General features: G+C 26.9%; 12 protein-coding genes. 8 read left to right on the forward strand and 4 right to left on the reverse strand.

Annotated elements, in window-relative coordinates; all coding sequences use genetic code 11:
- Nucleotides 1-98 precede the first annotated feature (98 nt).
- The gene (locus tag AVBRAN12637_RS07540; RefSeq protein WP_214150678.1) at nucleotides 99-500 is read left to right on the forward strand and encodes a putative quinol monooxygenase; all 402 of its coding nucleotides are present in this window, start codon (nucleotides 99-101) and stop codon (nucleotides 498-500) included.
- Nucleotides 501-866: 366 nt separating this feature from the next.
- Here AVBRAN12637_RS07540 and AVBRAN12637_RS07545 read toward each other — a convergent pair whose 3' ends face one another.
- A complete protein-coding gene (locus AVBRAN12637_RS07545; protein WP_214120537.1) occupies nucleotides 867-1,535 on the reverse strand; it encodes an HAD family hydrolase in 669 nt (222 codons plus the stop codon).
- Nucleotides 1,536-1,646: 111 nt separating this feature from the next.
- Between AVBRAN12637_RS07545 and AVBRAN12637_RS07550 the strand changes: the two genes are divergently transcribed.
- Genes AVBRAN12637_RS07550 through hemH form a run of 7 tightly spaced genes read left to right on the forward strand, consistent with a single transcriptional unit; the run spans nucleotide 1,647 to nucleotide 7,522 of the window.
- Entirely contained in the window at nucleotides 1,647-2,045 is a 399-nt protein-coding gene (locus tag AVBRAN12637_RS07550; protein ID WP_214118266.1) for a MarR family winged helix-turn-helix transcriptional regulator, read from the forward strand.
- Between the two features lie 9 nt (nucleotides 2,046-2,054).
- Entirely contained in the window at nucleotides 2,055-3,305 is a 1,251-nt protein-coding gene (locus tag AVBRAN12637_RS07555; RefSeq protein WP_336615618.1) for an MFS transporter, read from the forward strand.
- Nucleotides 3,306-3,313: 8 nt separating this feature from the next.
- Nucleotides 3,314-4,057 (forward strand): 3-oxoacyl-ACP reductase FabG, encoded by a 744-nt coding sequence (gene fabG / locus AVBRAN12637_RS07560; RefSeq protein WP_336615619.1) that lies wholly within the window; start codon nucleotides 3,314-3,316, stop codon nucleotides 4,055-4,057.
- A 55-nt stretch (nucleotides 4,058-4,112) separates the two neighbouring features.
- Nucleotides 4,113-4,346, forward strand: coding sequence for an acyl carrier protein (gene acpP, locus AVBRAN12637_RS07565; RefSeq protein ID WP_214118272.1), 234 nt, complete (start codon nucleotides 4,113-4,115; stop codon nucleotides 4,344-4,346).
- Between the two features lie 9 nt (nucleotides 4,347-4,355).
- A complete protein-coding gene (locus AVBRAN12637_RS07570; RefSeq protein WP_214118274.1) occupies nucleotides 4,356-5,609 on the forward strand; it encodes a beta-ketoacyl-ACP synthase II in 1,254 nt (417 codons plus the stop codon).
- Nucleotides 5,610-5,614: 5 nt separating this feature from the next.
- Nucleotides 5,615-6,550, forward strand: coding sequence for an acetyl-CoA carboxylase carboxyltransferase subunit alpha (locus AVBRAN12637_RS07575; RefSeq protein WP_214118277.1), 936 nt, complete (start codon nucleotides 5,615-5,617; stop codon nucleotides 6,548-6,550).
- 42 nt (nucleotides 6,551-6,592) lie between these two features.
- Complete coding sequence (gene hemH / locus AVBRAN12637_RS07580) at nucleotides 6,593-7,522, forward strand: ferrochelatase (RefSeq protein ID WP_336608803.1); 930 nt, start codon at nucleotides 6,593-6,595, stop codon at nucleotides 7,520-7,522.
- A gap of 1,316 nt (nucleotides 7,523-8,838) precedes the next feature.
- Here hemH and AVBRAN12637_RS07585 read toward each other — a convergent pair.
- From AVBRAN12637_RS07585 to nrfH, 3 genes are all read right to left on the reverse strand, one after another.
- The gene (locus AVBRAN12637_RS07585) at nucleotides 8,839-9,381 is read right to left on the reverse strand and encodes a hypothetical protein (protein WP_336609678.1); all 543 of its coding nucleotides are present in this window, start codon (nucleotides 9,379-9,381) and stop codon (nucleotides 8,839-8,841) included.
- Nucleotides 9,382-9,565: 184 nt separating this feature from the next.
- On the reverse strand, nucleotides 9,566-11,245 hold the full coding sequence (locus tag AVBRAN12637_RS07590) for an ammonia-forming cytochrome c nitrite reductase subunit c552 (RefSeq protein WP_336615620.1): 1,680 nt from the start codon (nucleotides 11,243-11,245) through the stop codon (nucleotides 9,566-9,568).
- 11 nt (nucleotides 11,246-11,256) lie between these two features.
- Complete coding sequence (gene nrfH / locus AVBRAN12637_RS07595) at nucleotides 11,257-11,724, reverse strand: cytochrome c nitrite reductase small subunit (protein ID WP_214118286.1); 468 nt, start codon at nucleotides 11,722-11,724, stop codon at nucleotides 11,257-11,259.
- Nucleotides 11,725-11,904: the final 180 nt, after the last annotated feature.

Consider the following 11,904-nt stretch of genomic DNA (forward strand, 5'->3'; position numbering starts at 1 on the left):
TGGTGTTTTTAGTATTTAATGGATTAGTGGTTTATGGTGGGGAATAGTTTATGTATTTATAGTATATTGTTTGGTTTAAAAAATTGAAAGGTTGAAAAATGAAAAAAATATTAGCTTTAATTTTATCGTTATTTGGATTATCTTCTAATATTTATGCTGATGATAATATTAATAATAAAATGTTGGTTAGAATTTCTGTTGTTGAAGTTTATCCAGAGTATCTTGATGAATACCTTGTTATTGCAAAAGAAGTTGCTGAAGCTTCAATTGAAAAAGAAAAGGGTGTAATATCTATTTATCCAATGATGCTTGTAAAAAATAATAATATAATTAATATTTTAGAAATTTATAAAGACCAAGAATCTTATAATAAACATATTAATTCCGAACATTTTCAAAAATATAAAAAAGGCACATTGCATATGGTAAAATCTCTTGAGTTGCTTGATTCTTATCAATTAAGTGATAAAAATTTTAAAGCAATTTTTAAAAGACAATAATTTCTATATGTTTTTTAATTAAAAGTATTAAATAGATTGTGTGTTTTATAGACAAGGAGTATAATAATTTATTTTTAATATAAATTAATTTAATTAGTAATTATTATCTTAATTAATTATAGCAGTAATTTTTATAGTATTTTTAATGTATGTATGGATACTTAATTGCACTAAAATATATTATAAATATCAAAATATTATATTTTATACAGATATAATAGTCCTTATTAAACAATAGGTTTAATTAAGTGGTAATAATGAATATTTTATATAGCTAAAATTAAAATAAATTTTTCAAATTTCATTCTAATTTATTGATATATGTAAAACTAATTTTTTTATTAAATTAGTTTTACTTTATAATATTTATTTTTTTAAAATATCTTGAACGCATTCAAGTGGGGTTGTAAATATTTTATCGCAACTTTGCTTGAGAGTATTCATATCTGTGTATTCAAATAAAGTTACATAAGCATTCACTCCGGCAGCTTTAGCAGCTTCTGTATCGTTTAAAGTATCTCCTATCATATAAATTTTACTAAAGTCAAATTCTTTTTTAAGTTCGTTAATTTCAAGCATTTCAGAGCCTTTTAAACGACTTAGTGCTTTATAAATTGGTTCTGGATTTGGTTTGCAGTATTTTACTTCATCACCACCCACAACTACGCTAAAGTCATCTAAAATATCAAAATCTTTTAAAATTTCTTTAGCAAAATAAACAGATTTTGTAGTTACTAATCCTACTTTAGCATTTTTACTAGCAAGTTTTACTGCTTCTTTTGCCCCATTTAAAAGACTAGTTCCGTCTTTATAATATATTTTATAATTTTGTCTATATAATTTAACTATATCAGCAACTTGCTCTTTTGGCACTCCTATTGTTTCAAACATTCCTTCAGTAGACATTCCAATTAATGTTTTTATATATTCATCACTTAAATTAAAATTATAACTTTCTAAGGCTTTTCTAAGACTAGTAATTATTGGCTGGGTAGAATCGATTAAAGTTCCATCTAAATCAAAAAATATAATCATTTGTATCCTTTTTTTATTTTAAGCTTAGCAAAATAAAGCTAATTTATTGACAATTTACAAATTTAATTATAAAATCTAATTTAATTGACTTTATCAACTATTAGGAATAACATGTTTTTTAAAAAAATTACCTATGCAAATAGAAAAATCATCAGTAAAGTAAATGAAATTTTAAAGCCATTTAATATTAATGCGACTGATTGGAGAGTGTTTTATTATCTTAGCTCAACAAAAAGTGCTAGTTTAAGTGAGATTTGCGAGTTTTATCAGATGGATAAGGCTATTGCGTCTAGGATTTGTAAGAAACTAGAAAAAGCAAATTATTTAGAAATTTCAAGCTCAAATGATAAAAGAGAAAAAATCATTTCACTTAGTTTAAAAGGCAAGGAATTGTTTTTTGATGCAAATATTTTAATTTCTAATTACGAAAAGCAAATTTGTGATGATTTAGATTATGCTGAATTTGGATTGTTCATTAATATGCTTGATAAAATCAATAAAAAATTATAAGGAGTTTTTATGGGATTATCCAAAAAGTATAATATTTGGAATAAGAATTTTATTTGTGTTTTTATTATTAATTTTGTTATTTGTTTAGTGTTTTTTATCACTACGATTGCTTCTACAGATTTTGCAAAAACTATATTACAATCTAGCACAGCAATAGCAGGTCTTGCTAATGGTATTTTTGTAATTGGAGCACTATTATCAAGACTTTATTTTGGCTCAATTATTGATAATATAAACATAAAAAAAGTTATGATTATTAGTTTAGTTTTGTATTTTATACCTAATTTATATTACTTGTTTTTATCAACTAATTTTGAATTAATATTATCAAGATTGCTTGCTGGTATGTGCTATGGTGCATGCTCTTGTGCTTGTGGTGCTGCAGTAGCTAGACTAGTGCCTAGCAATAAAAGAGGAATTGGTATAGGATATTATGCAGTTAGTATTGTATTAAGTTCTGCTATTGGACCATTTTTAGCAGTATATTTAGTGGGTAAAAATAATTTTAATTTATGTTTTATAATTTCTTTGATTAGTATATTAATAGCATTAATTTCAAGTGTAGTAATAAAAGTTAAAAGATTTAGAAAACATAAGATAAATCACGTTAAAAAATCTTTTTCAATTTTTAATTACATTGAAAAATCGGTTTTGGGTGTTGCTTATGTCGTATTTTGTATGGGTTTTGTTTATGGAGCAATTATTGCTTTTATAAGTTCTTATTCAAAAGAGCTTAATTTAATTGAAGCAGGTTCATTATTTTTTGTATTTTATGCTTGTATTAGTGTTTTTTCAAGACCAATTTCAGGTAAAGTATTTGATAAAATAGGTGCGGATTATGTAATAGTTCCTTCTATTTTGTTTTATGTAGCAAGTTTAATAATTTTAGCTTATACAAACAATTCTTTAATGATGTATTTATCGGCTATTTTTTGTGCTTTAGGATATGGAAACGCTACTTCAAGTCTTCAATCACTTGCTATAAAATTATCTCCTAAAGAGAAAATGGGCTTAGCAAATTCAACATTTTTTATAGCTTTAGATGTTGGAATGGGTATTAGTCCTTATTTGTTAGGTTTGATTGAGCCTAGTTACGGGCATTCTAGGATTTATGAAATATGTGCGGGGATAATTTTGTTTTCTTTAATATTGTATTATGCCTTCGTTATGAGAAAATCAAAAGATTTTAAAAAAGATTTAAAAGATTATGAAGATAATTTTTTAGAAAAAAATCACTCGGATATTATCATTAAAGACTAGGAGAAAATATGAAATTTAGTGGAAAAAATGTATTGATTACAGGTGCATCTAAAGGCATTGGTGCTGAAATAGCTAGAGTTTTAGCGGGATTTGGTCTAAAAGTATGGATTAATTATCGTTCAAAACCTGAACTTGCAGAGAATTTAAAACAAGAAATTGAAAAAAACGGTGGTAAAGCAGCAATTATTTGTTTTGATGCAAGTTGTGAAAGTGATTTTACAAATGCTATTAAAACAATAATTGATTGCGATGGAGAATTAAGTTATTTAGTAAATAATGCAGGAATTACAAAAGACAAATTAGTTTTAAGAATGAGCGAAGCTGATTTTGATGATGTTATAAAGGCTAATTTAAATTCAACTTTTATAGGTTGTAAAGAAGCATTTAAAGTGATGAGTAAAAAGCGTTTTGGTAGTGTTATAAATATTAGTTCAGTTGTTGGTGAGATGGGAAATGCAGGTCAAGTAAATTATTCTGCTAGTAAAGGTGGAGTTATTGCTATGACTAAGTCTTTTGCTAAAGAAGCAGCTAGTAGAGAAGTTCGTTATAACGCAATTACTCCAGGATTTATAGAAAGTGATATGACAGATGTATTAAGCGATGAAATTAAACAAACTTATTATAAATCAATTCCACTTGCTAGATTTGGTAAACCTAGCGAAGTTGCAAATGCAGTTGCGTTTTTATTAAGTGATTATTCTAGTTATATTACAGGTGAGATTTTAAAAGTTAATGGCGGAATGTATGTGTAATTTATTTACACTTTTTTGTAAGAATACGAGTTTAATTTTATTTTAGGAGAAAAAAATGTCTATTTTTGAAGATGTTAAAAAAGTTATTGTAGAAGAATTAGGAGCTGATGAAGCTAGTATTACACCTGATGCTAAAATTATTGAAGATTTAGGTGCAGATTCACTTGATGTAGTTGAATTAATTATGGCTTTAGAAGAAAAATTTGATATTTCTATTCCTGATGAAGATGGTCAAAAAATCGCAACAGTTAATGATATAGTAAAATACATAGAAGCAAAAAAACAATAAGGATTTAAATTGAGAAGAGTAGTAGTAACTGGCATTGGAATGATAAATGCCCTTGGGCTTGATAAAGAAAGTTCGTTTAAGGCGATTTGTGATGGAAAAAGCGGTGTTGGAGAAATTACTCTTTTTGATACCAGTGATTTAAGTGTTAAAATTGCCGCAGAAGTTAAGGATTTCGATCCTTTAACAGTATTAAATGCAAAAGATGTTAAAAAAGCTGATAGATTTATTCAACTTGGATTACACGCTGCAAAAGAAGCTATAAGTGATGCTAATTTTAAAATGGTTGATGGCGTGATTAGTGAAGTTGATTTAGATGAATTTGGAGTAGTAAGTGCAGCAGGAATTGGTGGCTTACCTAATATTGAGAAAAATTCTAATGTATGTTTGCAAAAGGGCGCAAGCAGGATTTCGCCTTTTTTCATACCTTCAGCTCTAGTTAATATGCTAGGGGGAATGGCTTCAATTGATTATAAATTGAAAGGTCCAAATTTATCTTGTGTAACTGCTTGCGCAGCAGGAACTCACGCAATTGGCGAAGCTTATAAAACAATAGTTTGCAATCAAGCAAATAAAATGTTAGTAATTGGAGCTGAATCAGCTATTTGTGCAGTAGGTATAGGTGGATTTGCTTCAATGAAAGCTTTATCTACTAAAAATGATACTCCAGAAACAGCTAGTAGTCCATTTGACGCTAGTAGAGATGGCTTTGTTATGGGAGAAGGTGCAGCTGCTCTTGTTTTAGAAGATTATGAAGATGCTAAAAAAAGAGGTGCTAGAATATATGCTGAAGTTATAGGGTTTGGTGAAAGTGCAGATGCAAATCATATAACTTCTCCAGCTTTAGATGGTCCATTAAGAGCTATGAAAAAAGCTTTATGTATGGCAAAGGGATTTGATTGCTCTGCTAATAAAATTAAAATTGATTATATTAACGCACACGGAACATCAACTCCAGCTAATGATAAAAATGAAACAGCAGCAATGAAAGAATTGTTTAAAGATGATATGCCTTTAGTAAGTTCTACAAAAGGTCAAACAGGACATTGTTTAGGTGCTGCTGGTGCTATTGAAGCAGTAATTTGTCTAATGGCTATGAGAGATAGTATAGTTCCACCTACAATAAATTATAAAAACCCTGACCCTGATTGTGATTTAGATTATGTGCCTAATGTGGCTAGAAAGCATACAATTAAAACAGCTATGAGTAATTCGTTTGGTTTTGGCGGAACGAATGCTTCAGTGATTTTTAGAAAATTGGATTAATTAAGATGGCAGCTTATTTAGATTTTGAGAAAAATATTCAACAATTAGATGAAGATATTATTAATGCTAATATTAAAGGCGATATAGAAGCAGTTAAGATTTTAAAAAAGAATTTAGAAAAAGAATTAACAAAAACCTATAAAAACCTAAGTGATTTTCAAAAGCTACAGCTAGCAAGACATCCTGATAGACCATATTCTCTTGATTATGTGAGAATAATTTTAAAAAATGCCCATGAATTACATGGAGATAGAGCATTTAGAGATGACCCTGCTATAGTTTGTTTTGCTGGTTATATTGGCGAGCAAAAAGTAATGTTAATAGGCGAACAAAAAGGTCGTGGAACAAAATATAAATTACATAGAAATTTCGGTATGCCACATCCAGAGGGTTATCGTAAGGTTTTAAGATTTGCTAAAATGGCTGAAAAATTTAAAATACCTATTGTATTTTTAGTAGATACTCCAGGTGCTTATCCTGGAGTAGGAGCTGAAGAGCGTGGTCAAAGTGAGGCAATTGCTACAAATTTATATGAATTAAGCGCTTTAAAAACAATAATTATTTCTATAGTAATTGGAGAAGGCGGAAGTGGCGGAGCTTTAGCTTTAGGTGTAGCTGATAAATTAGCTATGCTTAAAAATTCAGTGTTTTCTGTAATATCTCCTGAAGGTTGTGCTGCTATATTATGGAATGACCCAAGTAAAAGTGAAGCTGCAACAAAGGCTATGAAAATAAGTGCTGATGATTTATATGAGCAAGGATTAATAGATGATATTATAGAAGAAGGCATTGCTCATAGAAACAAAGAGATTACTGCAAATAATATACAAAATTATGTTTTAGAAAAAATAGAAGAACTAAAACCATTAAATCTTGATGAATTGGTTGCAAAAAGAATGCAAAAAATTCTCAAATTGGGTTCTTTTAATGAAGACAAATAATATTTATCCAAGTATCTTACTTGGATAATTTTAGGTTTGTATATGAAATATGTTTTTTTACTCAATATGGGTGGTGTAAATCAAATTGATGAATGTGAAGTATTTTTAAAAAATATGTTTAATGACCCAAATATTTTGGGAATAAAATCAGATTTTTTAAGAAGTCTTGTAGCATTTATGATAAGAAAATTTCGTATTAAATCTATGAAAGAAAATTATAATAAAATAGGTGGTAAAAGTCCTTTAACTAAAATCCAAAAATCTCTTTGTGATAAATTAAATTCTTTGCAAAAAGATTTTCATTTTGATTTTATATCAACTTATGTTCCGCCTTTTGCTAAAGAAGTCTTAGCTAAATATGATTTTAAAGATAATGATGAAATAATACTATTTCCTTTATATCCACATCATTCTATAACCACTACTACATCATCTTTGCAAGATTTTTATAAAAATTTTGATAAAAAAATCAGTATAAAAGAAATACCTTATTTTTACCAAGATGAGCTTTATAATAATATTATTTTAAATGAGATACAAAAATATAAAAATATTGATTGCTTGATAATATCAGCACATTCTTTACCGATAAAAACTATAGAAAAGGGTGATATTTACGAAGAGCATATAAAAGAACATTTTGCTATATTAAAGGATAAATTGCAAAACGATTTTAAAGAAATTAAATTAGCTTATCAGTCAAAATTAGGACCTGTAAAATGGTTAGAACCTGCACTTAGTGATGAATTAGATAAATTAGGCAATAAAAGTGTTTTAATATATCCACTATCATTTTGTATTGATTGTTCTGAAACTATTTTAGAATTAGATATTGAATATAGACATCAGTATAAAGGTGATTATAATGTGTGTAAATGTCCAAATGATAGTGAAGATTTTGCTAAATATATCTTAAGCAAATTGGAATTTGCAAATACTAATTTAAATTATGAAAGTCAAAATAAAATTTAAGATTAAAATGATTTTTTCTAACTAATATAAATAACTTATCAAAAGAATTTCAATAATTTTACTTGTTTATAATTGGTATCTTATTTATTCTTTACAATTTATATTAAGTTTTGAAATTCTTATTTCAATTTTTTAGATTTTATGGTATTTATAGATATATTTATTTGGAGTATAAAATAGTAGTTTGGCTAAAATTAGATTTAAAAAATAAACTTTTATTTTAAATTCCATAGTTTTTAAGTTAATATATATTTTATTAAATTTTAAACTAATTTTAAAAATATAAAAGATTAGAGTTTTAAGTGTTTTTTATTAGCAAAGCAAATAAAATTATAATTAAAATTGTAAAAATAACATTAAAAAATGTAAGTAGTAAATATATATATCATATACAAAATGTGGCGAATTTTTAAAATACTTGATTGTAATATCGTTAAAGTTTTATAATGGAATTTAAAGAGCTTTTAAAGTATAAAAACTAATGCACGAAAAATATGTATAATCGTTATTAAATTTTACAAAATAGGTAAAATTAAATTAATCTTATTAAGTCCTTAAAATCATATTTTAATGATATTTTATGCAGTTTGAGTTTCGCAAAAATAATATTAAGTCAAGCTTAAGCAATATATTCCATAAAAATTCATCTAACTTTAGCGAGTAAAAAAATTCTTGGCTTTAAATATTTTTATCTATAATTTAAAGCTAATAGTAAGTTTTTATTATCACAATTTTAAAATGTTGCAATGGTTGAGAATGTGGATTTACAAGGCAAATATTTGCTTTGTAATTTTTTCTGTTTTCATTTAATAAATTTAAAAATTAATAGATTTTTTCTATTCAAAAACTTATTCTGATTTATTTTTACTTAGAAGGGGACGGATACAAACTTCATTTAGTTATTCTCGTATCCTTATTACATAATTAGTCATTATCTTTGTTTTAACATAATCTAGGTTTTTCTAACCTTTATACTTACTTATATTTATAAAAATCAAGGTAGGTTTCTTAACAGCAGTTTTTATATTCTAGTTGTTATTTCATTTATTTTGATGTTAAATATTATGGAATTTAAAATAAGAATTTGTATTTGAAATTTATAATTTAAATTTCATAATTTAATATGAAAAATTACTAATAAAAGCTATTTAAAATACTATTAATTGTGTATATTTTAAATTCTAATATTTTAGATTTTACAAATAAGTTTAGTTTTAAAATTTAGAATTTAAAATGAGAATTTGATTTTTAATACAGATTATATTTGTGCTACTTTTATTAGTTGTAATACCTTTAAAACTCTTAATAACTTAGATTTAAATTTTAAAGATTTTATCTACAATACTAAAAACATTATAAAATATTTTATCATCTATGATTGAAACTTTTTTATTAATACCCTTTGCGTTTAATAATTCTATTAATTTTTCTAAATCTTCTGGATTAAGCAATTCGGTGTTTATAATGCTGCTAAAGAATTTGTTTTTATAAGATAGATGCAAAATCTTGTGTGATGAAAATCTAGTTTTTAAATATTCGAAATAATATTCTTTTAAATTATCATAATATATCCTTGTTTTACTAAAAAGCCTAATGATTTCAAAATACTCATCATAACAGATAATTTTTCTTATCATAAGTGGAAAAAGCATAAAACGAAAATGGTGAGGAAGGGCAAATAAAACAAATAGCAATATCACTAAATAACCATCATTAAAATACAAAGAACAAGCAAAAATTAAAATGATAAACAAGCATACAATAACATTAGGAAATAATAAAAATAGTGATTTATATATAGAAAACAATAAGCTTTTTTTAAGATTTACTATCAGAATTATTTCTTTATCATTTTGCATAATATAAGCCTTTTTTTGATAATTTAAGATTACATTATTTTAGCAATTAAATTAGTTAGCTTTAACACTAATTAAAATATATTTAAACTAAATTCTTATTTTCAATTATATAATGTTTTAATTTTTATGCTATTAAAATTGGGCTTTAATTAATGAGTAAATTGCGAGAAAATCTCGCAATTTTTTATTTAAAGTTTAGATTTTTTACATCCTCATCAACTTTTTTCATAGTTTCTGTTGGTAGAGAACCTGTTGGTGGTTTGTGATCTAGCTTTAGAGGTGCTGCTGGAATTGTTGCTGTTTTTGTTAATTCAATTTTAATTCCATAAGGAGCTAACGCATTTGCTAACTCTGCTTGTCCTTCTCTAGCTACTTCTTTACATTGACCTATAATTCTCATAAATTCTTGTGGTGAGTGGAAGCCATAGCTATTTTCACTAAATGATACGTCCCATCTAATATGTGCTTTTCTATGAGCATATTGTGCTTTTTCTATAACTTTTGAAATAGCATCATCTCTTGCTTTATCTTCAAGATTTGCAAATTCAGGAAGTTTTGCTAATTCTTCACGAGCTGTTTTTATATCAGCAATTAATGCTAATAAGTTATTTTCACAACCTCTAAGCTCATAAGCGTGGCGATTTTGAATAAAGCTAATTCTATCTTTTAATACTTGTTCGCTTTGTGGATGGCAAGTTTTGCAAGCTGCATTTATATCAGCTAATGGAGATAGTATATTGTGATTAGTTACTTTGTTTGCTCCATCTCTTTTGTATGGCATATGACAATCTGCACAAGTTACACCACTTCTATAATGTAAAGAGCTTGAATACATTTCAGCTTCTGGGTGTTGCATTTTAATTATTTTTGTTTTTGTATCTTTTTGAATGTAATCATATGGGAATTCGCCATTTGCAAATTTTTCATCATAGTATTCATCAAAATTCTCTATTTTAAATGCTTCATCTTTTTTCCATTTTGTCCATGGGAATGTTAAAGTGCTATCTTTACCTTCAAAATAATACTCAACATGGCATTGCATACAAACATAATTTCTCATTTCTTTTCTACTAGCTTTGATACCACTTTTAGCGTCTGCTTCATAGCCTCTTAAAACCATAGCATTAACAAAAGCAGGGCGAGTTACACGAAGGCTCATATCATCTGGGTTATGACAATCCGCACAGGTTGATCCCATATGAGAGCCGTGAATTCCATCTCCGTATTTTTCTTCTACTTTTTTCATAACATCAAAATAAGGCATTTTATTCATATTTGTCCAAGCTTCTTTCATAGCTTCGCCTTTTTCACCAAATACATCAAAAAATCCCATTTTCTTTGCACCCATTACTTCAGTTTTACCTAGCATAAAACTTGGGCTTAATTTATCACTTTTATAAATAGCAGTTAAAAATCCAGTATGGCAATTTACACAAGCACCAGGCTGACCTTTAAATGCAGGTAATCCGTGAGCATTTAGATATTCTTTATTGTTTCTTTTTGTTTCCATTTGGTCAATTTGTGAGTAATAGTGAGTTCTTGGTTTAGAATAATCAACCGCAAAAGCATATCCATTCCAAAATGTTGTCGCAGCCGGCCAGCGAATAATTTTACTATAAGGTAAGCTTCCGCCAAATGGTGTTTCAATATATTCATCTTTCATTTGTAAATAACCATCTAATTGAGCTGGGAAATTTCTACCCCATTTTGCAAAATCTGGTTCTTCATCACTAATTTCAAAAGTTTTTAATGGTTGAGTTTTACTTTCACCTTTATGTTCTGCAATGTTTGTATTAAGTGCAAATAAGCCTGCACCACCTAAAGCAGCTACCACAATAGCCGCAACATAAACTGATTTTGACATATTTTCTCCTTTTAATTATGTAAATGACCTATTGTTCTATGACAGCTAAGGCAATCAAGTGGCTCGCTATTTAATTTTGTCGTTGCATTGATTGCATTATGTGCGTAGTCTTTATGACAAGTCGCACAATTGCGATTAACATCTTCGTGTGTCATTTCGGTAGGTTCTAAATTAGGTGGATTTCCTCCTACTGTAAAATAATAGCCGTGTTTTAATCCGTGATAAGCTTTTTTAGTCCAATAAGCTACCACATCACCTTGAGGTAAATGACAATCTACGCAACCTGCATTGCTTGAATGCTCACCTTTTGCCCAGCTATCATAAACATCTGTCATAATATGACATTTGCTACAGGCTTCAGGTTTAGAAGTCATCATTAAAAAGCCATCTGCTATTATAAAAGTATAAATTCCACCACCAATAAAAATCCCAATTACTATGCAAAGGGCTAATAAAAGTTTGTTTGTTGGTTTTTTCATTTATACACCTTGTGAAAATTTGAAACACTACTTTAATATAAAAAAGCTTAAAAATAATTGATGGTAATTAATATATTTTTTTAAATTTAATTTAATTTTTAAATATTTTATATTATTTTATGAATGTTTTTTCAATTTTTATTGAATTAAGAATTTTAAGTTAATTTAATGTTGATAATA

Origin of the sequence: Campylobacter sp. RM12637 (assembly GCF_020137645.1) — a bacterium.
GTDB lineage: Bacteria > Campylobacterota > Campylobacteria > Campylobacterales > Campylobacteraceae > Campylobacter_E.